The 24,542-nt window shown below is 56.1% G+C and carries 24 protein-coding genes; 9 read left to right on the top strand and 15 right to left on the bottom strand.

Annotated features, from left to right (window positions below; translation table 11 throughout):
- Positions 1 to 41: 41 nt before the first annotated feature.
- Positions 42 to 878 (top strand): helix-turn-helix domain-containing protein, encoded by an 837-nt coding sequence (locus M2Q46_RS02245; protein ID WP_203144800.1) that lies wholly within the window; start codon positions 42 to 44, stop codon positions 876 to 878.
- A gap of 221 nt (positions 879 to 1,099) precedes the next feature.
- Here M2Q46_RS02245 and M2Q46_RS02240 read toward each other — a convergent pair whose 3' ends face one another.
- The 4 genes from M2Q46_RS02240 to M2Q46_RS02225 form a co-directional block, all read right to left on the bottom strand.
- Positions 1,100 to 1,288: a hypothetical protein gene (locus tag M2Q46_RS02240; protein WP_009454580.1), complete on the bottom strand. Its 189-nt coding sequence runs from the start codon at positions 1,286 to 1,288 to the stop codon at positions 1,100 to 1,102.
- Positions 1,281 to 1,829 (bottom strand): zeta toxin family protein, encoded by a 549-nt coding sequence (locus tag M2Q46_RS02235; RefSeq protein ID WP_009454582.1) that lies wholly within the window; start codon positions 1,827 to 1,829, stop codon positions 1,281 to 1,283. The genes M2Q46_RS02240 and M2Q46_RS02235 overlap by 8 nt, the downstream gene beginning before the upstream one ends.
- Positions 1,830 to 2,026: 197 nt before the next feature.
- Entirely contained in the window at positions 2,027 to 2,224 is a 198-nt protein-coding gene (locus M2Q46_RS02230) for a DUF2892 domain-containing protein (RefSeq protein ID WP_009454584.1), read from the bottom strand.
- A gap of 86 nt (positions 2,225 to 2,310) precedes the next feature.
- Entirely contained in the window at positions 2,311 to 2,622 is a 312-nt protein-coding gene (locus tag M2Q46_RS02225) for a helix-turn-helix transcriptional regulator (protein ID WP_009454586.1), read from the bottom strand.
- Between the two features lie 119 nt (positions 2,623 to 2,741).
- Here M2Q46_RS02225 and M2Q46_RS02220 point away from each other — a divergent pair, with 119 nt between their 5' ends.
- Positions 2,742 to 3,086 carry a carboxymuconolactone decarboxylase family protein gene (locus tag M2Q46_RS02220; protein ID WP_009454588.1) on the top strand — a complete coding sequence of 115 codons (345 nt, stop codon included), beginning with the start codon at positions 2,742 to 2,744 and terminating at the stop codon, positions 3,084 to 3,086.
- A gap of 21 nt (positions 3,087 to 3,107) precedes the next feature.
- Positions 3,108 to 3,482 carry a DsrE family protein gene (locus M2Q46_RS02215; protein WP_026482754.1) on the top strand — a complete coding sequence of 125 codons (375 nt, stop codon included), beginning with the start codon at positions 3,108 to 3,110 and terminating at the stop codon, positions 3,480 to 3,482.
- An 84-nt stretch (positions 3,483 to 3,566) separates the two neighbouring features.
- Here M2Q46_RS02215 and M2Q46_RS02210 read toward each other — a convergent pair whose 3' ends face one another.
- The 11 genes from M2Q46_RS02210 to M2Q46_RS02160 all read right to left on the bottom strand — a co-directional run bounded on the left by M2Q46_RS02210 (position 3,567) and on the right by M2Q46_RS02160 (position 15,549).
- Positions 3,567 to 4,049 carry a GNAT family N-acetyltransferase gene (locus M2Q46_RS02210; RefSeq protein ID WP_179136433.1) on the bottom strand — a complete coding sequence of 161 codons (483 nt, stop codon included), beginning with the start codon at positions 4,047 to 4,049 and terminating at the stop codon, positions 3,567 to 3,569.
- Positions 4,050 to 4,185: 136 nt separating this feature from the next.
- Positions 4,186 to 5,226 (bottom strand): glucuronyl hydrolase, encoded by a 1,041-nt coding sequence (locus tag M2Q46_RS02205; RefSeq protein WP_115635218.1) that lies wholly within the window; start codon positions 5,224 to 5,226, stop codon positions 4,186 to 4,188.
- A 4-nt stretch (positions 5,227 to 5,230) separates the two neighbouring features.
- Positions 5,231 to 6,421 carry a CynX/NimT family MFS transporter gene (locus M2Q46_RS02200; protein WP_232466735.1) on the bottom strand — a complete coding sequence of 397 codons (1,191 nt, stop codon included), beginning with the start codon at positions 6,419 to 6,421 and terminating at the stop codon, positions 5,231 to 5,233.
- Complete coding sequence (locus M2Q46_RS02195) at positions 6,418 to 7,611, bottom strand: acyl-CoA dehydrogenase family protein (RefSeq protein WP_035267961.1); 1,194 nt, start codon at positions 7,609 to 7,611, stop codon at positions 6,418 to 6,420. The genes M2Q46_RS02200 and M2Q46_RS02195 overlap by 4 nt, the downstream gene beginning before the upstream one ends.
- On the bottom strand, positions 7,608 to 9,269 hold the full coding sequence (locus tag M2Q46_RS02190) for a class I adenylate-forming enzyme family protein (protein WP_302356567.1): 1,662 nt from the start codon (positions 9,267 to 9,269) through the stop codon (positions 7,608 to 7,610). Before M2Q46_RS02190 ends, M2Q46_RS02195 begins: the two co-directional genes overlap by 4 nt.
- On the bottom strand, positions 9,266 to 11,083 hold the full coding sequence (locus M2Q46_RS02185; protein ID WP_302356565.1) for a CoA transferase: 1,818 nt from the start codon (positions 11,081 to 11,083) through the stop codon (positions 9,266 to 9,268). The genes M2Q46_RS02190 and M2Q46_RS02185 overlap by 4 nt, the downstream gene beginning before the upstream one ends.
- A gap of 83 nt (positions 11,084 to 11,166) precedes the next feature.
- Complete coding sequence (locus M2Q46_RS02180) at positions 11,167 to 11,439, bottom strand: MoaD/ThiS family protein (protein WP_088452694.1); 273 nt, start codon at positions 11,437 to 11,439, stop codon at positions 11,167 to 11,169.
- 74 nt (positions 11,440 to 11,513) lie between these two features.
- Positions 11,514 to 11,921 (bottom strand): Mov34/MPN/PAD-1 family protein, encoded by a 408-nt coding sequence (locus tag M2Q46_RS02175; protein WP_003801262.1) that lies wholly within the window; start codon positions 11,919 to 11,921, stop codon positions 11,514 to 11,516.
- Between the two features lie 19 nt (positions 11,922 to 11,940).
- Positions 11,941 to 13,113: a molybdopterin-synthase adenylyltransferase MoeB gene (gene moeB / locus M2Q46_RS02170; protein ID WP_088452692.1), complete on the bottom strand. Its 1,173-nt coding sequence runs from the start codon at positions 13,111 to 13,113 to the stop codon at positions 11,941 to 11,943.
- Positions 13,114 to 13,273: 160 nt separating this feature from the next.
- Positions 13,274 to 14,509 (bottom strand): MFS transporter, encoded by a 1,236-nt coding sequence (locus M2Q46_RS02165; protein ID WP_060185901.1) that lies wholly within the window; start codon positions 14,507 to 14,509, stop codon positions 13,274 to 13,276.
- Positions 14,510 to 14,514: 5 nt separating this feature from the next.
- Positions 14,515 to 15,549 (bottom strand): class I SAM-dependent methyltransferase, encoded by a 1,035-nt coding sequence (locus M2Q46_RS02160; protein ID WP_060185902.1) that lies wholly within the window; start codon positions 15,547 to 15,549, stop codon positions 14,515 to 14,517.
- A 175-nt stretch (positions 15,550 to 15,724) separates the two neighbouring features.
- Here M2Q46_RS02160 and M2Q46_RS02155 point away from each other — a divergent pair, with 175 nt between their 5' ends.
- The 6 genes from M2Q46_RS02155 (at position 15,725) to M2Q46_RS02130 (ending at position 24,445) form a co-directional block, all read left to right on the top strand.
- Positions 15,725 to 16,702, top strand: coding sequence for an AraC family transcriptional regulator (locus M2Q46_RS02155; RefSeq protein WP_060185903.1), 978 nt, complete (start codon positions 15,725 to 15,727; stop codon positions 16,700 to 16,702).
- A gap of 562 nt (positions 16,703 to 17,264) precedes the next feature.
- Entirely contained in the window at positions 17,265 to 20,204 is a 2,940-nt protein-coding gene (locus tag M2Q46_RS02150; protein WP_302356557.1) for a TonB-dependent receptor, read from the top strand.
- 64 nt (positions 20,205 to 20,268) lie between these two features.
- Positions 20,269 to 21,144 (top strand): Slam-dependent surface lipoprotein, encoded by an 876-nt coding sequence (locus M2Q46_RS02145; protein WP_115635211.1) that lies wholly within the window; start codon positions 20,269 to 20,271, stop codon positions 21,142 to 21,144.
- Positions 21,145 to 21,300: 156 nt separating this feature from the next.
- Positions 21,301 to 22,746 carry a surface lipoprotein assembly modifier gene (locus tag M2Q46_RS02140; RefSeq protein WP_302356554.1) on the top strand — a complete coding sequence of 482 codons (1,446 nt, stop codon included), beginning with the start codon at positions 21,301 to 21,303 and terminating at the stop codon, positions 22,744 to 22,746.
- Positions 22,747 to 23,200: 454 nt separating this feature from the next.
- Positions 23,201 to 23,803 (top strand): ATP-dependent Clp protease proteolytic subunit, encoded by a 603-nt coding sequence (locus M2Q46_RS02135; protein WP_009454612.1) that lies wholly within the window; start codon positions 23,201 to 23,203, stop codon positions 23,801 to 23,803.
- Positions 23,804 to 23,824: 21 nt separating this feature from the next.
- Entirely contained in the window at positions 23,825 to 24,445 is a 621-nt protein-coding gene (locus tag M2Q46_RS02130; RefSeq protein ID WP_035267982.1) for a glutathione S-transferase family protein, read from the top strand.
- Positions 24,446 to 24,542 lie beyond the last annotated feature (97 nt).

Here is a 24,542-nt window from a genome sequence, read left to right as displayed (position 1 = left end):
AAAAATAGTCATTTGTTTTATTTTTTTGGACATTTCTGAATATGGGCTACGCATCCCCTGAACGCGGTGGGCGAGCACTGGACTTGTCTCACTCCGATACCTCGCCCTTGCTGGTCAGCGGGGTAATCGAGCATTACCCTGCCGGCCATGAAGTCCCCCGCCATCGCCACCACCGGGGGCATCTTTTGTATGCCACGGAAGGGGTGCTGCTGGTACAGGCCGACACCGGCCAGTGGCTGGTGCCCCCAACCACCGCCGTCTGGTTGCGACCCGGCGTGCCGCACCAGCTCAATGCCACCACCGCCGTGAATGTGCATGGTTTATTTATTGATGAAATTCTGGCCGCACAATTACCGGACCACGATTGCGTGATCCATGTCACAACACTGGTGCGTGAATTGATTGCAGCACTGGTGCGGGTGATTCCGCAAGAGAACCCACCGTTACGAGACGCCTTACTGGGACAGCTATTGATAGAAGAGTTGCGTGTGCTGCATCCCCTGCCTTTTCATTTGCCCTGGCCGCAAGAGGAATTGATGCGACGGATTTGCGAAGACCTGGTGCGCTCGCCAGCCCAGCAAAAAACGATGGATGAGGTGGCGCAGCAATACGCCTTGACGCCGAAAACCTTGCATCGGCGCTTTCTGAAAAGCACGGGGATGAATCTGGGGAAATGGCGGCAACAGATGCGCTTGATGGCCTCGATCCAGTTTCTGCTGCAAGGCAGATCCATCACGCAGGCGGCGCTGGAAAGTGGCTATGAAAGTTTGAGCGCTTATTCAGTAGCCTTTAAAAAGACCTTTGCTTATCCGCCTTCGGAGTTTCTGGCGACTTTGAGCCAGTACCCTGATAGGGAGCATGATGCGGGCATGGTCTGAAGCCAATCTCGACGACAAGGATGTCTGGCAGATTGGAGTAACTACTTAGTCTGCCAGCCTGCTTTCTGGCTGATTCCATGCGCTATACGGATATTCATGCGGCCATCTCAGGCCTGTCTACAAGACCCATCGCCCTCTTGAGTTCCTCACAACACCAGCTATTCAGCAGCAACAAAAGTACGACGCGAGCAGGCCAGGACCGCGATCGCAGCCCAGCGTCATCAACTCTTGCAGACTTCCTGCCGCAGTTGCTCTGCCGAGAGCTTGATCATCTTGCCGTTCTCTACCAAGACCACCGAGGTATTGGTTTGCATGGCCACAAAACGTGCCGACTGCGCTGCACGCTCCAAGGCGGCCAGCGAAGCCCGCAAGTCCGGGTTTTTTGCTTTGGAAATATCTTCTTTATTCATCTTTCTCTCCCCACTCCAACAGGACTGGCACACTGCCTGCGTTATCGTACAAAACCCAATCATCCACGGTATCCCGATAATGATGCAGGAAGTTCTTCATGCCAGCCGCAAAGCGGCGACGAATGACGGGCTCAGGGATGTTATGTCCACCCTGACGTACCCGTTCTGCCACTCGCGCGATCGCCATATCCGCATCGGGCAGACTTAAAAAATACAAGCTGACGCGATAGCCCTGCGCCTGCCATTTTTCAATATGGCGCACATAGCCTTGGCCAGACAAGGTCGTTTCCAGCGCGAAGCTCTCGCCCAGGCGAACTGCTTCTTTCAATTCGTCCAGCATCAAACGCCCCGCTTTGATGGCCGCGCTCTCTGGCGCAAAAGGCGACAAACCTGCAGCAATCAGATCTGCATTGATAAAGCGCAGCACCTCCGCCTCGGCCGGGAGGAAAGAGCGCGCAAACGTCGTCTTGCCTGCCCCGTTCGGGCCAGCAATGATCAGAATCTTTTTGCTCTTGCCCGTGTCAGCGTTGTTGCCAGACATAAATACACCTAAACAATGTCCACATTGAACAGATTTGTATCATACATTGGCGAAAAGGCCAGCCAAGCACCTTGCTTTGGCCGCCACGCATCCGCGAGACAAGGCTGTTTTTCAGGCGATAAAAAGGCTCCTTGAGCACAAGGAACCTTTTCAAGGAGCAGGCGGGAATGACCCGTTACCAGGCCATAGCGAGTGATCTATTGACGCTTTTTCAGCGGGCAGGTGCTCAGGCCCAGCATGGGGTACAGCGGGCAAAAACCGACCAGCCCCGTGATCAGAGGAATCAGGCCCAGCCAGCCCCACCAGCCGATGACGTTCGTGACTGCCAGCGCAATCAGCACCACACCCACAACGATACGAGCAATACGATCCAAACCACCTACATTGCTTTTCATGGCGAATCCTTTTAACAAAGAAGCAAGGGAAAACGGGTCGGGCGATGGCCTGCAGGCGATGCGCCCCGCCCCTGATGCCATCAGGCTCAGGGACAGAAAATATCTTTCAAGGTGCCAATCAAGGTGGCGACATTCGGGTCCTCAATGCGGTAATACAGGGTTTGCGCCTCGCGCCGGTAGCTGACCAAACCTTCCTGGCGCATGCGCGCCAAATGCTGCGACAGGGCCGAGGGGCTTAGCGCCACCATCTCGTTCAGTGCTCCCACACTCATCTCGCCTTGCTGAATCAAGAGACACAGAATCACCAGGCGTTTGGGATTGCCCACCGCCTGCAACAAAGCGGCCGCCTGATCAGCGCTCTCTTGCAACAGCTCGATGTCGGATTTGCTTTGGATCATGGTTTATCCAGCTTTTCTTGCGCATTAATTTAGATAAATCTTAATTTAGCATATACTGAATTAATGCAGTCAACAATTTCAGTATTCCTTTGCTTTTGTTAATACGACAGGAGTCATGCATGAGTGAAACTAGCTACAAGCAACTGACCCAAGGCATTTCCAGCAATCTGGCGCAGCTACGTCAGACCCAAGCCGACGTGATGAAAGGGTTTGGAGATCTGGGCAAGGCCGCCATGACAGGCGGCGCCCTCGATGCCAAAACCAAAGAATTGATAGCCTTGGCAATTGGCGTAGCCACTCATTGCGAGGGCTGCATAGGCTTTCATAGCAAGGCCTTGGCGCAGATGGGAGCCAGTCTGGAAGAAGTACATGAAGCCTTGGGGGTTGCGATCTATATGGGCGGTGGTCCATCCGTGATGTACGCGGCCAATGCCGTTGCCGCATTCAATGAATTCAAGTCTTGAACCGAAACAAGGAGAATTGTGATGCCTAAACCCGCTGCTTTTGTATCGACGCTGTTCCATGCCCAGGGCAATCCCGACAAAGTAACTGTGGCCCTGACCATGGCTGTCAATGCGGTTCAGAAGGGACATAGCGCCTGCCTGATTCTGATGGCTGAAGGAGTCGCGCTGGGTGTACCCGGTGCCGCCGACCCCATCAGTATTGGTGCCCCCTTTGAACCGGCAGCAGAGCTGTTGAAGAAATATCTGGAACAAGGTGGACGCGTGGCCGTGTGCAAGTCCTGCATGCTGCATAACGGCCTGAGCGCCGAGCAGATGGACCCACGCTTTGAAATCATTACCGCGCCGGATGTGATCGACCTGCTGATGGGCGCAACAGGCTCTTTGCAGATTTCCTGATACGCTGCTTCCTCAGATGCAAAACAGGCCAAACCATTTTTGTGTTTTGGCCTGCTTTTTCAATACAAAATACTGGCATTCAATTCAGCAAGTCTGCCTTGGCCCCTCTGCTTCTGGCTCTGTATTAGCCAGAGAAACGTACACAATCTCCGGGTCGCCTTCATCCAGATTTTCAATCACGCCGCTACGTCGAAAGCCCAATTTCTGAAACATGCCATGCATGGCCTGATTGGATTGGTTGGTGGAAGAAAACAGCTTTTCTGTCTGACTAATCTGCCGGAAATATCGCAGCAAAGCCGAGCCAATGCCCTGCCCCCGACCAGACTCCCCCACCATCAGCATCTCGACAAAGCCGTGGCCAAAGAAGTGGTAATTCAAGACGCCATAGCCCAGCAAGACGCCTTTCCGTTCAGCCACATAGCACTGCGATTGCCCAATCCAGTCCTGAATCTGCAAGGCGCGTTCGGGCTCCTGCGACGCTACCGTGTCAAGGGCCAGCAAGCCTTCATAATCTGCCTGAATGGCGGATCGGATCTGTATAGAAGTTTGTTCTTTTACGGCTGCCATAGGATGAAAACCCGCTCCTTGTGCTGGATGCTTTCCTGCATGGAAAGGCCATCAATAACACTCAAGCGCACATCATACCGATAGAGCTTCCCCCTTGAGCATCCAAGGGGGCATACAAGCTATCTATGGCCGCTCTTCAAGCCGAATGCGCCAACAAAGCCTCCAGCAAAAAGAAGCTGGCGCAGGCCGATTCCACCAGTTCAGACTGCCCCGGCGCAACTTTGTAAAGATGTCCCACAAAACGCCCTGTTTCACTTAACTCAGGGGTCAGCAAGGCATCCAGATACAAGCGCGATTGCTCGTGCAGCCATTGTTGTTCCGGCAGAATCTGCGACAGCTCATACATAGCCAAAGAAGCAATCGCCCAGGCTGAACGGTCTACCGGACTTAGTGGGGACTCCTGTGTCAAAAAGCCATGCGCAAATCTCCCCCAACGCTCGTGCCAATATCGGCAGGCATTCAGGGCTGCTTGAGCATAGGACTTTCTGTCATACAAGCGCGTTGCGGTTGCCATTCCCAACATGGCCCAGGCCTGCCCTCGTTGCCAGGTTTCAGCGCCCTGCTCGGCCAACACATCGCTCCCGCGCAACAAGACCGTATCGCGCCAGGCTCCGCTGCGTTTTTGCAGATAACGCAGGCAGGCATCCACATGCCATTGCCCAAACTGACGCGCCACCGGCCCACCCTGCGCATCCAGCACTAAAAGCGTAGGGGCCAGAGCATCCACATTCAACATGTGATTGCCCGCCTCCCCGCCCCCCATCCCGGCACCCAAGGGCCAGAAGCCACTGGAGGCATCAAAGCTGTTCAGCAGAGCTTGTGCAGCCTGATCGACATGGGCTTCGGCCTCTCTATCCCCATGCCAGATGCTGCCCAGGCCGGAGCCATACCAGAACACAAAGCTTCGATTGATGCTGGGCTCTTCCAGCCAGACTTGCAGCTTCTGACTCCAGTTCAGCGCCTGCTCCTTATCCTGCTCCTGACCGCTGATCAAGGCGCGTCGCCACCACAAGCCCGCCCAGAAGCCCCCTAACCAGGAGCCACGTCGCGACAAGGTCCATTGCTCGGACGAGGACTGTCTGAACAAGGGAAACTGCTCCCCACATTGCTCTGCAACCTGGTCCATATTCGCAAAAATGGACTCGATGCTGGCTGATCCCAATACCTCTACAGACATTCCATCATTCCCCTTTCGCCATACGACGAACCTGGTACAAAATCAGGCACAACAAACTGGCGCACACCAGAATGCCCATCAGGAAAGGCCAGGCAGCAGCAAAGCCTTCGGGCGAGCGCAGCAGCACACCAAACAGTGGCGGACCAAAGGCAAAGCCACCAAAAAACCCGACGGACAACAGCCCTGCAGTACGAGCCGGCGCCCCAAAACGGACATCCCGCAGCAACATGCTCATGGCAATGGCATTGGTGGCAACCAGGGTCAAGCCAATGGCCAACACCCCGGCTCCCAGGGGCCAGAGCCTGTCCGGTGCAGCCATCATCATCAGCAACAAGGCCACAATCGGGATGACAAACAGGATGCCCAGCAACAAGGTTTCATCCCCAAAGCGGGCAGCGATAGGCGTCAAGAGCACTCGGGACACAATCCCCATTACCCCAAAGCCACTGACCAGCATCCCTATCCAGTACGGCGACACGCCCAGCTGCTGCGCAAACACGCCCAGAAAAGTGATGAAGGACGACAGCACCAGACCCGCGCACAGCTGAATGGCCATTAACAGCCAAAGTTGTTGGCTGGGCCAGGGCAAGCGCCAGGACATGCTGCCGGCTGCGGTGCTGGCTCTGGCTGGCAAAAGCTGCAGGGCAAAGTAGGACAGGCACAGCATGGCAGGTACCCACACCACAAACGCCCCCCGCCACCCCAATTTGTAGGCCAGGGTGGGTAGGACCAGACCGGCCAGCAAGGCCGAAGCCTGCACGCCGGACTGCTTGATACCAACCAGCCCCGCCTTGCGCTCTGCCGGTACCAACTGGGCAATGGCCTGATTGGTCACCGGGTTGGCCAAGGACTGCGCCAGGCCGCACAGGAGCAAGGCCGTCAGCACACCCCAGAAACCCGGCAACACCGCAATCAGGCTAAAGGACATGGCCACCAGCAGGAACAGCAAAAACAAACCGTGCCGATTGCCCATGCGCTGCACCAAGGCCCCCGCCCACGGCGAGAGCAAGGCCGCCAGCCCAAAGGTGCTGGTGGTCAACCACCCCAGTTGCTCGCGCGAAATGCCCAAGTCCTGAATGATTTGCGGACCCAGCACGCCGATGGCGTAAAACACCATCATGGGCATGCCCATCGCCAGAGTCATCAAACTGGCCAGCACCCAGGGTGAACGACTTGCCCGTGTCGATAGCATCATGCGACTGCCTTGTTCATATCTGCCATCTCTTGTGTGGCGTAGTGGGCTTGCAGCAAGTGCTTGCCAACGGTACTGATCAAGGCGTCGTCCGCCCCATCCAGAATATGCGTGGTACGCGCTGCCCGATAGATGCCGGACAAGGGGCTCCAATCGGCCAGCCCTTCGGCCCCCATGATCTGGATGGCGGAATCTGCTGCCGCGCTGACCGCATCCGACGACGCCAGCTTGGCCACATTCACCTCTACCGCATTGGGCAAACCCGCGTCGAACTTGACAGCCGCTTCACGCAGCAAGCAACGGGCCGAGGTAATGGCCCGGTACACCTGATAGACCCGCGCCCGAACCAGTTGCTTGTCCGCCAGACGGGCCAGTTCTCCGCGCTCCGAATGAATGCGCTCGCACATGATTTCAAAGCTGCGTTGCGCCAAGCCCAGCCATTGCACAGATCGCAAGATACGCCCCAGGGCCAGACGCTTTTGCATCAGGGCAATGCCCTGTCCGGCGCTACCCAGAACATAGTCCTCCGGCACGGTCACATTGTTGAACAGCAGCTCGTTCTGCCCTTGATAACGCCCCAGCAAGGGCAAGGGACGCACGACTTTAAATCCCGCCGCATCCGTGGGCACGATCACCATGGACAAGGATTCATTCACGGGACCGTCCGCGCTGCGCGCCACCACGGTCGCGAAGCTGGCCTGTTGCGCCCGACAAATAAACCACTTGCGGCCATTCACATGCCATTGCCCGTCTTTCAGGCGAGCCTGACATTGCATGGTGGCCGGAATCGAACCAATGCTGTCCGGCTCGGACATGGCATAGCTGGACACTGCATCCCCCTTGAGCAAGGGCGTCAGAAAGCGCTGTTTGACGCTGGCCGAGCCATGATGGCTCAACATATACGCATCCAGCGTGGCATCTGCCCCGAAAATGCCAGGACCATATTCGGAGCGCCCTTCCTGTTCAGCCACGGGCAAGTATTCGACCAAACTGGCGATCCGACCGCCGCGATGCATGGGGTAGAAACTGCCGAACAAACCCGCCTGTTGAGCACGACGTGTCAGGTCCAGAGTCAGCTCGCGGGCCAGATTATCCCCCTGGGCCAGAATGCCCTCGTTAGGGATGATCTCGGTATCCACAAACTGCCGCAGCTTGCGGCTCAAGGCCGCGCTGGAAATGGCAAGGTGATTCATGCTGCTATCCCCGCTGCAGTCTTGGCCCCAGAGCCCAATGCAGCAGCATCAGCAGCCAAGGCGCGCTTGTCGATCTTGCCTGCAGGCGTCAGCGGCAGGCTGCGGTAAAAGCGCAGATACTCCGGCAGCTTGTTCACTTCGAGACCCTGCTCACGCAAGAAGTCGGTAATCTCTTTCAGGGAGAAACGTGGCACGCCTTCACGCACCGTCACGCACAAGCAAATACGCTGGCCCAGATCCGCGTCGGGAACCGGCACGCAAGCCACAGTGACTACATCCGGGTGAGCCATGACCAGGCCTTCAATTTGCACCGGGCTGATGTTCGCGCCACCACGAATGATGATGTCTTTCTTGCGACCTGCCAGCACCAACTGCCCTTGGGCATTGATGTAACCCAGATCGCCCGTTTTCACCCAACCCTGTTCGTCCCGATACTGGGCATCCAGCTCCGGAGCGTTCACATATTGCATGGGGCTCAAGGGACCACGTGCGGTGATTTCGCCTACCTCACCTTGCGGCACTTCGGCACCCTCGTCATCAATCAGGCGGATCTCGCACACCTGCGGATTGGGGGTCCCCACACTGCTCAATACCACTTCGATGGGATCGTCCAGCGTGTTGTGGCAGTTCACCCCATCGGCTGAGCCGTACAGGCTGATAAAGCCGCACCCAAACGCTTCCACGCAACGGCGTACCGTAGCTTCGTCAATGACTGAACCGCCCACAATCAAGCCGCGCAAGCTGGCTTTATCGGCCTTCTCCAGCTCAGGCGCTGCCGCAATACGCTGGAACATGGTGGGCACGCCCAGAATAAAGCTGGGTTTGAAGGCATTGATGGCGGCAATCGCGCTAGGCACATCAAACTTGGGCAAGACCACCAAAGAACCACCCAACCAGCACAGCACGCCAAAGGTGGCCGTAGAGCCAAATGAAGAACCCAGCGGCACCAGATACATGCCCCGGAACTCCACATCATTGGGGGAAATGCGTTGCAGGAATCGGCCACGTCCGCCCACCAGGGCATTATGCGAATAGGCCACCAGCTTGGGTTCGGACTCCGTGCCGGAGGACACCAGCAAACGCACTGGCGAATTAGGAGACACCTCGGGCAACTCGGACAAGGCCAGGGGTTCGCCCTCGAACAGGGAATCCAAAGTCATCCAGCCCGGACGCGATGGGCCTTGCACAATCAGGACACGCAAGGACAACAGCGTAGGTCGCAAGGACTCGATCACTCCGCACAAATCAATGCCTGCATATTCATGCGGCACAATCACCGCCCGTGCATCGCAACGACGCACCAGCGACTGAATATCCAGCTTGCCCCGTCCGGGTGGGAAAGGCGCAACAATCGCCCCCAAAGCCGCGGCGGCCAGGTCAATGGCGCAGCACACCCAATGGTTGCTGAGCTGATACGCCACCACGTCTCCCGCCATAATCCCTGCCCGACGCAAGCTGCCTGCCAGACGCAGAGCCGCGTCCATCAAGGCGCTATAGCTGATATTGCCTTGCGGCGAGAGCACCGCCAGCTTGTCCGGATGAGCCTGAGCTTTTTCCGCAAACAGCGTAAAGACCGGCTTATTCGGGTAGGTACCGTCCTCTATCCAGCGTTGGCGCAATGACGCAGGGACCAGATCGATGATGCCAGCGTGATTCATAAAAACCTCCAGGGAGAATTAACAGACGAATAGCCCTTGTCATGGAAATGGGACGCCAGGCGTGGATCAGCACGCAGTTGCGCCAGATTGCTATGGACGCGGCGGGCCGGTATGCCCAGCACATCCAGTTGCGTTTCCAGGCTACGGGCAGACTGGGACAGAAGACGATCCGGCAAGACCGTCCAGACAGCATCGGGCGACACACTCAGCCACCCGGCCAGGGCATGCAGATGCGCTTGATCCTGGCAGTCGATGACGATGAAGCCCTCGCCCGTCTGGAACACCGCCGACACGCCGGTTTTACTGATGGAAGAAACGGCCTGGGCCAGATGATCGGCCGTGGCCAACAAGGAGCTGTCTACCCGCAAGCCCGACCCGCTCAGGCCCCGGCGCAGCAAGGCGGCACTGATACCCAGCGCGGCCATCACCCCGCCCAGCACATCCAGCACCGTAAACAGCGACCCGCCCCGTGCATCCGAGGTTTGAGAAATGGTGTGAGCAATACCCGACCAGGCTTGCACCGTGAAGTCCGTGCCCGGTGCGTCCACTTGCTCCTGACCCCAACCGCCCGCATAGGCGTAGACCAGATCCGGGCGCACCACGTGCAAGTCCTGGGCATCCAGTTGCAGCTCGGCCGCCTTGCCCGGCGCCCAGTTATGCAGAAACACATCGGACTCGCTCACCAGCTCGTAAATGGCCTGGCGGCCTTGAGCCGATTTGATGTCCACTTCCTGCACCGTCTTGAATTGATTGAGCGCATCAAAGCGCACCGAGCAGCCATCCACGCACGGCGGCATGGCACGCAAGGGATCACCACCGGGCGGTTCCAGACGAATCACTTCGGCCCCCAACAGCGCCAGCAAGTGACCGGCAATAGGCCCTTGAATCCGACGGCAGGACTCCACCACCCGCAAACCACGCAGGGGCAAATCGGCCTTGGACGGCAAGGTGCTCAATGAGCCGGGCGCGGCATGACTCTGATGCTGCCACAGACCGGCCAAGGCCGCGTAATCACTATCGCTCTGGCGTTGAGCCGGTGTACGTACCGGCAAGATGGCCATGCCGGTCTGCAAGGCCAGTTCCTGCAAACGGGCAAAGTTCAGGGCTTGCAGACTGCTTAAACATGCCGCGGGCATGGGGCACACCGCCTTGGCATAGCGCAGCAAAAACGCTTTCCAGGCCTGACCAGCCAGATCGGCCGGTACGCCCACTGCTTCCCAAAAGGCGCGCCAGGGTCGCGGGTCCAAGGTTTCCAGTTCAAAGACCACGCCGTCTTGCGAAACAAAGGGGGGCCGCAAGCCGGGATCGTAACTACCCGCCAATAACTGTTCGGGATCTTGAGCCGCCGTTGCCCCGGCCAGATACTGCCCGATACTGAGCAGGCCGCAGCCCAAGGGCGAAACCGACACCGTAGAGAAACGCCCGCCGCGCAATTGGCCCAAGGCCGCCGCCAAGGTCGCTTGCAGGGTCATGGCTGAACTGAGCACGGCCAGATAATCCAGGCCCAGCGTGCCCGAAAGCCCACTGGAGCGTCCATGCACGGACAAGATACCGCTGGCAGCCTGCATGCTCAGCTCGCTGATCGCGGCTTGCGTCATGCCGCCCGCCTCGGTTTCCAGATGCGTGCTAATCGTTCCAAAATCAGGCGAATACAGGCTGAATGCTGCTTCGTCTTGATGGCCTGCGGATTGTCCTTGTTCAGATAAACCCAGCAATCGAGCCTGACGGCTCAAGGCAGCAGGCAAGCCCGGCCAATACGGGGGCTGTGAGCCCATCTGCCAACGTAATCCGCAGCCATGTAGTAATTCAGACATAGTTCCAAACCAGAGTGATGCGCACGCCAAGTGCTGATTGCAGAAACCAGCACTTGCACCATGAAAATCCAGACCAGATGGTCTTAGCCCCCTGCTACGGCAGGCAGTACGGTCAGGCTGTCGCCAGCACGAATGGCGGTTTTCAGGCCATCACTGAAACGGATGTCCTCTTCGTTCACGTAAATGTTCACGAAACGGTGCAGGTCTTCGCCGCTCATCAGGCGCGCCTTGATGCCGGGAAACTGGCCTTCAAGATGCTCGATCACTTCGCCTACCGAAGCGCCCTGGGCCTGGACTTTCTTCTCGCCGTTCGTCAGTGGACGCAGCAAGGTCGGAATAGAGACTGAAATGGACATGCTTAAAACTCCTTTGAAATAGTGGTTTCCAACAGCCGGGACACACGCTCCCCTTGGGGGAGCAACGCTGCTCCCTAGACAATCACGATGGTTTCTTCGGTCACACCGCCGTCGATAATCCGGAAGGACCGAACCGGCACGGTGGCCTGATCCCAGGTGGACACGATCAAGTAATGCAGTTCGGGATGGCCCGCAAAATCAATGTCATCCTTGCTCGGGAAAGCCTGGCTGGCGGTATGAGAGTGATAGATCACGCAGCACTCCTGATCGTCCTCATCCAGACGGCGGTAGACCTGAAATTGCTCGCGCGAATCGAACTGATAAAACACCTCCGAGGCCGCCCGGTTTTGCATGGGCAGCACGCGTTCGGCCACCAGCGAGCCCTCCTGGGCGGCAATCAGTCCGCATGCCTCGATGGGGTGATCCTGCTTGGCATGATTCAGAACTTGCTCCAGAGCGGAACGACGAATCTGCAAGGCCATGATGTGCTTCCTCCCGAACTTAGTAAGACGCCAATTCGGGAGCGACCTGCTCCACCCAAGCCAGCACGCCGCCTTCCAGATTGCGCACCTTGGGGGCCTTCAACTTGATCAGCTCTTCGCACACGGTCCTGGAACGCGCACCGGAGCGGCACGAAATCACCAGATCCGCATTCGGACCAAAGGCAGCCAGAATCTCGGCGGCGACGGTGGGCGATTTGGGCATCAGAATCGCGCCAGGAATATTCACGATTTCCCATTCATTGGGATCGCGCACGTCCACCAGGACAGGGGCCTGCTCTTGGTCCAGCCGTTCTTTCAGCTCCAGCACAGTCATGACAGGCACGGGGATGGCCATGGCATCAGCCGGTGGATTCAGGCCGCAGAAGGTTTGGTAATCGCCCAGCTCGGTCACGGGCTTGCGATTGGGCAGGCGGCGGATGGGCAGTTCGCGGTAGCACATATCCAGTGCGTCATAAGCGATCAGGCGGCCGATCAAAGGATCGCCAATGCCGGTAATCAGCTTGATGGCTTCGGTGGACATGATGGAGGCAATCGAGGCGCACAAGACACCAAACACACCGCCCTGCGCGCAAGACGGAGCCAGCTCGGGCGGTGGGGGCTCGGGGTACAGGTCGCGGTAGTTCAAACCTATGCCACCGGGCGCGTTTTCCCAGAACACCGAGACCTGGCCCTCAAAGCGGAAGATCGAACCCCAGACATAGGGTTTATCGGCCAGCATGCACGCATCATTGACCAGATAGCGGGTCGCAAAGTTGTCGGTGCCGTCCAGAATCAGGTCGTAGCGCGAGAACAGCTCGACCGCCATGTCAGGTTCCAATCTGTCGGTATACGTTTCTACCTTGATGTAGGGGTTAAGCTTGTGAATCGTACGCTTGGCGCTTTCCACTTTCAGCTCGTCAATGCTGTCTACGGTGTGAATGATCTGGCGCTGCAGATTGGATTCATCCACCCGGTCAAAGTCGATGATGCCCAGTGTGCCCACCCCGGCTGCGGCCAAGTACAGCAAGGTGGGCGAACCCAGCCCCCCTGCCCCGATAACCAGCACTTTGGCATTTTTGATGCGGCGCTGGCCTTCCATGCCCACATTGGGAATCAAGAGGTGACGGCTATAACGGTTAACCTCTTCGCGGCTCAAAGGCTCACCGGGCTCAACTAATGGGGGCAAGGTCATAATGACTCCTGGTTAAATACATATGAATACGAACAAGACTTATTCTCAAATATGACTGAAAATGACACAATAGCCTTTGGGTTCTAATTTCTATGCGAAACGGAGCAAAAACGATGAACGCCAGCGCAACCTGCACACGCTGGCGTTTTCAGACCCTGACTTACTGGCTACGCAGCAAAACTTCGGTGCTGGCACCGACGCTGTGGCGAACGCGCCAAGCCAGTACAAAGGCGAACAGAACACCCAAGGTGAGCACGCCCAGCATGACAACCTGACCGAAACGGTCCAGCACGATGCCGGCGACAATGGGAACGGCCATACGGGCCAAGGTGAAGATGGTCGACTGCAAACCGTAGTCCGATGCATTGCGCTGTCTACGGGTAAAGAACATGGTCAGCCCAAAAAGCAATGCCGACACAGCCCCCATGCTGGCCGCAATCAACAGGGCGCTGCTGATCAGCCACACCGGCCCCAGCTTGGCCCAGACGGAAACCATCAACAGAATCAGGGACAGCAAGGCCGCCAGCAGATAAATCGGAATGGCACGCGCGGCACCCAGAAATGAGGCCAAACGTCCGCCAATCAGGCTGAACACGGCACCGGTAATGCCACCGGCAATCCCGACCGTCCAGGCCACCTCTTCCAAAGGCATGCCCTGGTCCAGCATCAAGGGTTTCAAGTAGAACCAGACAGCGCCAATAAAGGGGAAGCTGGTCAGTAGCAGGCTGGTCCACTGCTTGGCCCCTTCCTGCCCGAAGAAGCTGACCCAATCGGCGACGAAACCGGGTGGTGCCTGCTCGGTCTCAGCCGCTTGCAAACCGGCTTTGGAACGCAAAAAGACAAAGGGCAAACAACCAATCACCAGCCCCAGGCCCATCAAGGCAAACGGTGCCTGCCAACCCCAACGGGCCTGCACCAGCACCATCACCCCCGCCCCGACGATCGCGCCCAGAAACAAGGCGGCAGAACGAATACTGCCTGCACGCAACTGCTCGTCACGCGGCAGGTATTGCACCGCCAAGGCATTCAAGGGGATGTCCATCCAGGTCGCCACAATGCTGATGGCAAAGGTCAGGGCAAACAGCAGGGTCCGCTGATCAATCAGATTCTCGCGGCCTATGCCTACATACAAAGCCAACAACAAGACCGCCATCAACCACAGCCAATGCACAAAATGTCCGCCACCCAGGCGGACACGCTGCACCGGCATGGCCAGCACCAGCTTGAAAATGGCGGGCAAGGCCGCCAGCTGGAACAAGCCTATCTCGGTGCCGGACCAGCCATGCTGTCGCATCACCAGGGGCATACCCAGCATCAGGTAAATACTGGGGACGGCCAGCACCAGATTCATCCAGCCAAACAGCAACTGCGCCCCCCATGCTTTCCACGTCTTCATTCTCATCACCCTTTGCACGCCTTGCGCGCAATCAATGCAGTGACGGGCGCAACCGGAAAGCGCACCTCATCAAACTGCTGAACATCATCAAATCCGGCTTGTTCCAGCAACTGGGCCAACTGCCCTTCCGGCAGCACGTGGCGGCCTTGCATGCGCATATGCAGGTAGTAATGCAAAATCCGTTTGGCCTTGCTAACCTCGGTATGCACTTCGGCGTGACAGCACACCAGCACCCCGCCGGGGCGCAGCGCACGATACAGACGGGCCAGCAAAGCAGGAATATCCGGTACAAAATGCAGCACGGAAGAGCACCAGATCAGGTCATAATCCGCCCCGAAATCGTCCACCAGCAGATCACCGGCCAAGGTGCTGACACGCGCTTCCAGACCGGCACCAAGAATTTTTTGCTGGGCGACAGCCGCCGCCGCTTCGTACTCGAACACCACGGCATTCAAGTCCTGCTGCTGTTGCGCCAAGGCGATGGCTACCAGTCCTGGCCCACCGCCCAAATCCAGCAAACGTTGCGCCTGCCAGAACTCCGGCACGGCTCCAAAAATTTCACAGGCCACCTCGGCCGTCACCGCCGTTTGTTCCTGGGCAATTTGTGAACGTGCCGCCGCTGCCCAGCCTTGCTGAATCAATGCCGGATCCGCTGGAGGCGATTTGCCATTACGCAGCAGCTCATCGAGCTGATTGCCCACCTGACGCAAGACACCATGCCGAAACAACAAGGCATCGCCACAATATTGCGCCGAACCCGGATTCAGATAACGCGCCGTTTGCGGCAGGCTGCGATAGCGTCGCGGACAGGTCCACTGACACTCCAGCAGCTCCAGACTCCACAGCAACTCCAGCAGGTAGGCGGTGTTGTCGGCGTCCCACTTGAGCACAAGCGCAAGTTCCTCCGCAGCGATAAACTTATCCAGATGCGCAAACACGCCATACCCCAAAGCCAGGTTCAAGGCATCTGCACTTAAACCCGCCAATTGCGCGTCCCAACAGGCTTGCAGAGCATGCGACTCCAGCAATTGCTCCGACAAAACGACTTCTCCTAGCGATCGATCCAGCACTGTTTTTTACCTCCGTGAATTCCACAATGGCCCTTCCCTCTGCCATCACAGCTAGAAATGATATATATTTAATGAGAATTATTTGCATTAAGATCTATGCTGAACGGAGCAATTCATATGCGAGGCGCTTTTAGCAGGAGAAATGATGAACACGCGCAAATTTGGCTATCGCTTAACCACGGATGAACCCAGGTCATGCCGCGCTCTGAGCGATGGCCGAGTCCGGCTGCAACTACCCGAAGAACTGGGCCACTGCTATTCCGAATGCGTGGAACTGGAACAAGGGTTCTTGTTGGGCCGCTTGCACTATCACCCCAGCCGGTCGCTGGTTGAAGAGAGCAACGGCCCCCATGCGGGCCGTGTCATTGTGGTGACGGTGGGTCTGCAAGGACAGTCGGCCTATCAGGGTCGGGAGAGCTCAGATCTGCTGTTCAAGGCAGGCCATACCACGGTGACGGCTTTTCGATCCCTGCGGGGGGAACGCCACTATCAAGAGGACCAATCCGTATCGCAATTACGGCTGGTCATCAGCGAGGCGGCCTTGAACAAATACGTGGGCCCGGAACGCGCCACCCAGTTGATGGATTGCGTGGGACTGCACCGTCTGTCCTTTCATGCCAGCAGCCAGGCCACCATGGCCCATGCGGCGGCACTGGCACGCTATATGCAGCCGTGCACCCCGGAGCAGCCCATTCATCACCACAGGCTGAATCTGCAAATCCATGCACTCAGCTTGCTGGCCGAGCAGTTCAACCGCCTGGCCCCACCCGACGCCCCCAACAGCGCCCCGCTGTCGGTGGATGATATTCAACGGGTCGAGCGAGCACGCGATTTGCTCAGCTCGCAACTGGACCAGCAAATCACGGTGGAGTATCTGGCCACGACGGTAGGCATTAACGAGCACAAACTTAAAGAAGGTTTTCGCTATCTGTACGACAACACGCCTATCGGCCTGCTGCTTGAACTGCGTATGCGCAAAGCCTATACCTTGCTGGAGTCCGGCCAACAAGTGGCCCAGACCGCTTGGCAAGTCGGCTACAAATACCCCAATAATTTTTCCGTCGCCTTTACGCGCTACTTTGGCCGCTCGCCCAAATCCATTTTTGGCAACAAGCGCGCCTAAACCTTTGTATTTCCGCTGTTTTCGGCCTCTGCATTCATAGAGGCCCACCCTTCTTTCGGGCCGCCCCCTGCGGCCCTCTCCCTGAAAAGTTCCCCTTCTGCTTTGACAAATTCCTGCAATTGCAGCGGATTTCCGGTCCTGCATAGGAATTGCTCCGTCCTGCATATCAATCTAAGTGATAACTATTCTCATTAATGTGAATAATATCCCCGTGCCTTTCCTCACCTTTTGAGACAAGGGGTGAGCCTGGCCAGCAAACGGGAAGTATTTCCTCACGACAGATTGTTATTTTTCGCACGGAGCCCTGGTTCGTTTTATGTCCGCTACCCTTTCACCCTACACAAAAAAACACGCGCTCAAGCCGCTGGTGTATGCCTTGATTCTGGCCTCCTGGGCCGGGCAGACACAGGCCCAAAGCGTGGGCAGCGCCCCACCCTCCTCCCGTCAGGACGAGAGCCAGGAAGACACGGACAGAGCCACTCGTCTGGACACTATTACCGTCGTACGTGAAACCCGCGATGAGGCCGGCAAAACCGATGTATTCGAGAAAGACGTCTCCAATGTGTATGCCGGCAAGGAAGAAATCGAGCTGTACAAGGGCAGCTCCGTGGGGGATTTATTCAAGGGCCTGAACGGTGTGTATGCGGGGGACTCGCGCAATAGCGGCGCGCTGGACCCGAACATTCGCGGTATCCAGGGTGAAGGCCGAATTCCCCTGACGATTGACGGCACGGAACAGGCAACATCAGTCTGGCTGGGACCGGCCGGGGTGGCCAACCGCAACTATGTTGATCCCAATATGATCAGCAGCATTCTGGTGGAAAAAGGCGTGTCGGCAACGTCGGGAGCTAGCGGGATTGGCGGATCGGTGCAGATCCGCACGCTGCAGGTTGAAGATATTGTCAAACCGGGCGAGACCTTCGGGATTGAGCTGAAGGCGGAAACGGCGACGAATTCGACCAAGCCGAATGAACGGGCTTTTGGGATTTTCGGAAAGGACTATCGCGATATTCCGGGAGCAACCTTTCATAAAGGTGGCACGAATGGTGTTGTTCTACCTGACAACATCTCGCCAGACCGTATGCCGAAAGTCGGAAATAGCGGCAAGAACTTCAATTTTGAAGACCACTCCTATCGCCTGGCCATCGCCACACAGCAAGAAAATTTTGATCTGCTAGCCGCATACAGCTACCGCAGTCGCGGCAACTATTACAGCGGTAAGAAAGGTAGTGACAAGTACGAGAACGACACCTGGCAAGAGGACGCAAATAGCGACTACAACCCGTCGTACTCCTTCCCCAGAGTGAGCTACATCGCCAAGTACTACCGTCCTGGTGAGGAAGTTCTGAACACATCCAGCGAACTGGAAACCACGCTGCTGAAAGGCACTTTGCGCCTACCTCACGATCAAGCCATTGATATGAGCTACATGCGCAGCAACCATACCTTTGGCGAAAACGTGCCATGGAACGTGGTCTGGGCAATCCATGCCCTGGATGGCTATGGTGAAAAAAATATCCTCCAAACCGAAAACCCATATAGCAAGGTCAAACAAGACACCTGGAACCTGAACTACTCCTGGAATCCCGAAGGCAGTCGTTTCATCAACTTGAAGGCCGGAGCCTGGATTACCCAAAGCGATAGTGAGCGTCATCAGAATGGCGACATCATTTATGGGATTCAAGGCCAGGGCTTGAACAACGGACGCGATGGTGACTGGGACAACTACACAAATTGCCATGTCCTGGGCACAAACGGCTCTGAATGCGCTTGGGTACCTCCTACCGCCCCAGAAAAGCTCCCCAATACAGATGGGCGCTTCAACATCGTCCCCAGAGCTTTGCAAATTACTGACCATAGGCGTAGCGGGCTGAACATCAGCAACGCCATGACATTGCACCCAACTCTGGACCTGGGCTTGTTCGCTGATTTCACCCGAGAAAAACTCAAGCAGCATGATGCTTCGGAGAAGCTCGAGAACCTGAATGAATTGACCTGGGGCGTGAACCACATGGGGCCTCGTTCAGGCACCCGCCAGCAATGGAATTTTGGTTTTAACTTCGACTGGCGGCCTGTGGACTGGCTGCAAGTGAATGCTGGCGCACGCTATAGCGACTACTGGTCGTACGACGACAAGCTGGCCGAGATGCGTAGTCAGCAGCATAAGGACTGGGCTATTCAGCCTGCCCTGAAAGGCTATAACTACCAGGTTCAGCGCTTAATGAGCAATCAAGAAGTTGCTGATTACGAAGGCCAAATCATTGAAAAAACATTGCCCATTTACAAGCAATATGAAGAAAACTGGCAGTTCATTTCTGACTTAGATCCAAGTCTACTAGAGGCCGTCTTCGGGCATACAAGCAAAAAAACATTTGAAGAAATATTAGGTAATACATTCCATGAAGGAAAAATCAACGGCTATCGCTATATCGAAGAAACGGTTTTTGTTCCCTCTGGAGAAAGTCACAAAGGTTTTACTGCCAATAACCCCTTTACCAATGGAGAAATTGACTCAAAAGAGCAAGTCACCGATGCGCAGGGACAAAAGGGCACAGTAGACAAATACATTGCCTCGATAAGCAATCGCAAACCTGTTTACCAAGACGAATCTGAAATATCCAATAAATGGGAAGAACCTAAAAAACAAAAAAACCATGCATGGGTTCCCCACATCGGGCTGACAGCCTTCATTACAGACGATATTCGTCTTTATGCCCGATACAACGAATTTGTACGTTTTCCAAGCCTGTTCGAGTCCTCCATGGCCTTGGCTGGCGGCAGCAAGCGCTCGACCGGAACCGCTAATCGTCCTGAGCATGCCTACAACTGGGAAATCGGCTATGTCCACAATCTAAGCAGCTACTTTCCAAGTCTGGAATATGCAGACATCAAAATCAATTACTTCAACAACCGGATCAAAGACTATATAGACCGAGACTGGGACTTCAATACCGTGCAGTTTGACGAGAAAAAGATGTCCGGTATTGAACTGCAAGCTCGCGTGGATAGCGGTAAATACTTTGCCAACTTTGGCGGCACATACCGCTTGAAGCAGCAGCTATGCGACGCCGATTACGCCCAGACGTTTATGCCCATCCCTGGAGCCGCAGGAAGCGACCGCATACCTGCCTGCGTTGATGGCGGCTTCCCTCGCACCTTTGCCAGAACCAGCCTGCAACCGCAGTACTCCCTGAATCTGGATGTCGGTGCACGCCTGCTGGAAAAGAAACTACTGCTCGGAGCACGTGCGGTGTATCACAGCGCTGCGAAAAACAAAGATGAAGGGCATTTTGGTGGCCTTGGCTGGGCATTTAACAGAACGAACTACTGGAACCCCATTTTGGTCTTCGATGCCTACGCCAGCTATCAGGTACAGAAAAACCTGAATGTGGACGTGGCGATCAGCAATCTAACTAATCAGTACTACCTGGACCCTATGGCCCGCACCTCCATGCCGGCCCCCGGACGAACGGTACGCGTCGGTATGACAGCACGTTTTTAAGTTAATCGGTTTTTTTGGTCGTTTTCGTAAAAACGCCCTTTTTCTTCACTTAATGGAGTTCGTAATGAAAGCAAGTCTGAATGTACAAAAACTGGCTATTGTTTCGGCTTTCCTGCTGGCCTCCGCCAGCAGCTTCGCTGCCCCCGTCGCGGGTGGCTCCTCGAAAGCATTTGTAGTGGCGGATAAGCCGTCCACGATGATGGCTCAGGGCGAAGCTGGTATCTCCATGCCAGGTACTGACCCTTATGACGCCACCAAACAATCAGGAGTGGTGAGCTTCAAAAGCGGTCCTCTTTGGCAAACCAATCAAGTGCTGGGTGGTTCTGATGGCAATGGATATATTCAAATGCCGTTAGGAACAAACATTGCTGAAACATGGCGCCATACCATCACCAGCGGTGTAGGAGCAGGCACTCAAATTTACGCCTATCGCCAACTGAACAATCCTCTGCCAGGCTACCCCCACTTCGGTGGCGAAGTAGTTGCCAAGGTTTCCGGCCAGGAAGTGTATTTTGGTGAGTGGGCTCCCCGCATAGCCGGCACACCCCCAGCAAGCAGCACGGATCTGAACCTGAGCCATGCTGACCGCACGGTGTTCTACACCGGCGAAAACCCAACCACAGCCATGCCTAACCTGGTCAATGCCAAGTACGACGTTGTAGGTGTCAACCAATACAACCCCGGCACCCAGGCTGGTATCTCCAAAGGTACCCTGACCGCTAACTACGCTGGCGGCTCTGGTACGTTGACAGGCTTGGTCGGCACCGTACTCTTCAATGGCACAACCATTAGCTCCAACGGTACCTTCGCCCAAGATCTTGCCGATTCTTCCAAAATCCGCGGTCAGTTCTACGGCGCTGCCGCTGATGCGCTGGCTGGTATTTACTACAACACCCCTGGTGGCACTAAAGACATGGCCTTCGGCGGTGCCAAGCAGTAATCCGCCTCTGACAACACGCTAGTTTTGCCATAAGAAAAAGGGATCGACACGCTCGATCCCCTTTCTCTCCGGACCCTGCGTCCATCTCCCCTTTTTCTTGCAAGGTTTTCATTCATGCATGGGCGAGCCCTTCCCCTTTTGTGCCTGCTGCTGGCCATGGCATCCAGCGCGGTGCAAGCCAACGACGACGATACGCGCCGACTTCTGAATCAAATCGACCGCAATCTGAACGAACGCGAACGCTCCCATTTAGTGGAAGAAACCCCACCCGATGTGGACCCGTCGGCCCTGATCACCATCAACGGCACAACCTATAGCGTCGATGCCACGCTGACCGATCTGGAACCGGCCATTTATGTCGCCATCAATCTGCAGCAGTGGGCCAAGGTGGATCAGTTTGTAGAAAAATATCAGGAGCTGCCCGGCCACAACCCTGCCCTGGTGCTGATGGCTCAAGGGATGGTGGCCCGTAGCAAAGACAATCACAGCCTGGCGATCAGCAAGCTGCGCCAAGCTCAGGAAAGCGATCCCAATATGATGCGCGCCAAGCTGGAACTGGCCCGCCTGTTGTTCGAGGACTATCAATCCAGCGAAGCCAAGGAGCTGTTCAGCCAGATTTCCTCTGCCGGTATTCCTGATGAAGTACGGCCCGTAATTGAAGGCTTCCAGGGTGCCTTGCAGGACCGCAATGCCTGGCACGGTTCCGCCTCGATTGGCTTGGGCTACAACAGCAATATCAACAAAGAAAACGGCCAGCAAGACACCTTCTTTACCTGCTATTTCTTTGGGTGCTTTCCGTCAGTGCGCAAGATGCCGGACCCGGTCAAATCCACCGCCATGGTCTACGACCTGACCTTGAACCGGCGTTTCCAGCTAAGCGGCAACCACAACCTACTACTGCGCGGCCTGAGCTACGGCAATCTGTACGACAAGCACAAGGAAGCCGAGCCCAAGAATATTTATTACAGCGACAACACCAGCATTATTTACGCGGGCTACAACTATCAGGACGCTAAAAACGATCTGTCGATTACGCCCTTGTTCGAGAACAATTACACCAACCGTCGCACCAGCTATCAGTCCTGGGGCGGGCGCGTGGACTGGAAGCACAATCTTAGCGACAGGCTGCAAGTAGGCGTGAATGCCCAGCACAAGAGCCTGTCCTACAAAGGCGATTTACGGCAGTACTTTGAAGGCGTCAAAGAGAACCAGATAGGCTTGTACGGCTCGTATCTGATTGATGCCAAAACCGTGATCTACGGGGGCCTGAATTACACCCGTAATCTGCAGTCTCAGCAAACCGCGCAAAGCCGCAGCTATATGGCAAACCTGGGAATTTACAGGGCCTTTGATGCGGGTTTCAATATCAATGCCACGGCCCTGTACCGGCAGACCCGTCACGATGCCGAGGACTTGTTCCTGGGCGGGCTGCGCAAGGACCGTCAGCAGATTTATATCCTGAACGTAGGCATGCCGCGCTTTGCGTTCAAAGGCATTACACCCAATTTGTATGTGAAGCACACTTTCAACAACAGCAATATCGACTGGGCTTTCAAATACAAGCAAACCGAAGTCGCGCTGAAGCTGGAAAAGCGTTTTTAAGCAAGGACTTCTTCGACCTCGGCGGCTGATCGGGTGCCGTCCCTTTTTAGCATCAAGCGCCTGAAGCGACAGGTATCTTTTTTAGTGACAGGGAGCGTCGTGCCACTGTTGAAAGAAGCGTTTTCAATGAGGTATCGGGGTTCTGTGGCAGGTCTCAAGGCCCAGCGGCCGCGTGTAGATCAGCCCTTCCCGTGATGCTGCTCCAGGAGACAGGGCGATAAGGTCTTATTCCCTGGATCAAACACTTAACAAGCATGAGACTATATGAACTTGCGGGGCAGACCGCCCTGCATTTGCTTTGTCTGCTTGCGTTGCGCCCTATTGCGCCCCCAGCGCGGACAAAAAAAACCACAAAAATTGCCAAGTGAAAGCCCGGTTGACCATCAGTCGGGATATAGTCGAGCAATCGATTTTCCTTAGCAGACAGAATACTTATCCCTTGGAGTCTTTCCCCATGCTTGGCCAAGAAAAAGAAACTCGCTCTGATACCAGCCCTCAAGACAGCGCCTTTCTGGAAGAAAAAGCCTTCCGCGCCCGTACTGTGCTGGTCTTTGGCACCATCACGGATAAGCTCGCCTCGGAAACCGTGCGCAAGCTGCTGGCGCTGGATGCCGAATCCACCGCCCCTATCACCATGATCGTGTCCTCGCCGGGTGGTCACCTGGAATCGGGCGATGCCATCCATGATGTGGTGCGTTTTATTTCCTCGCCCGTCACCATGGTGGGTACCGGCTGGGTGGGCAGTGCTGCTACCCACCTGTTCCTGGGTGCCGCCCGCGAGCGTCGTGTGTGCCTGCCTCAAACCCGTTTTCTGATTCACCAACCCAGCGGTGGCGCCGGTGGTCAGGCCAGCGATATGGCCATTCAAGCCCAGGAAATCATGAAAGCGCGTGAACGTATCGCCCAGGTAATTGCCCGTGAAACCGGCCAGCCTATCGAGCGTGTGCGTGACGATATCGAGCGCGACAAATGGATGAGTGCCGAGGAAGCCATTGAATATGGCCTGATCTCACGCATTATCGAACGCCGTGACGAACTGCTGCCTGCCAGCAAGTAATGACCATTTGAGGGCCCCATCATGCTGACTATTCTTGGCAGAGAATCCTCCATCAATGTACGCAAAGTCATGTGGACCTGCGCGGAGCTGAATCTGGAATTTGAGCGGCAGGATTGGGGCATAGGCTTCAAGGACGTCAACACGGACGAATTCCGTGCGCTGAACCCCAACGCAAAAATCCCCGTCCTGCTGGATGGGGAACGTGTGCTGTGGGAATCCCATACCATTGTGCGTTATCTGGCCAACCGCCAGGCACCGACGGCCTTGTATCCGCAAGATGCCTGGCAAAGAGCCAAGGTGGATCAGTGGCTGGACTGGCAGGCCTCCGAGCTGAACCCGACCTGGACATATGCGTTCTGGAGTTTGGTGCGTCAATCGCCCAAGCATCAGGACGCCGCACAGGTTCAGGCATCCTTGGCTGCCTGGACCCAGGTAATGGGAATTTTGGAAAAACACTTGGCGCAGACCCAGGCCTATGCCGCCGGAACGGAATTCACCCTGGCCGATATCATTCTGGGCCTGTCCATTCACCGCTGGCTGAATACGCCGTTTGATCGCCCGGTACTCAAGGCAGTCGAAGACTACTACCACCGCCTGGCCGCGCGGCCTGCCTTTATAAAGCAATGTGCCGGTTTCCCCTAAGCGGTACTTTGCCTTAGCTGACCAAAGCCGCCCACTATGTTCGCGGCTTTTTTATGTGTCATTGACGCTCGGGGCCACTTGACGCCCGTTTAAAAAC

The sequence above is a fragment of the Alcaligenes sp. YSL9 genome (assembly GCF_030515105.1).
In the GTDB taxonomy this organism is placed as follows: Bacteria; Pseudomonadota; Gammaproteobacteria; order Burkholderiales; family Burkholderiaceae_B; genus Alcaligenes; species Alcaligenes phenolicus.
The sequence above is the reverse complement of the archived record's forward strand: the minus strand, read 5'-3'. Positions and strand labels throughout refer to the sequence as shown.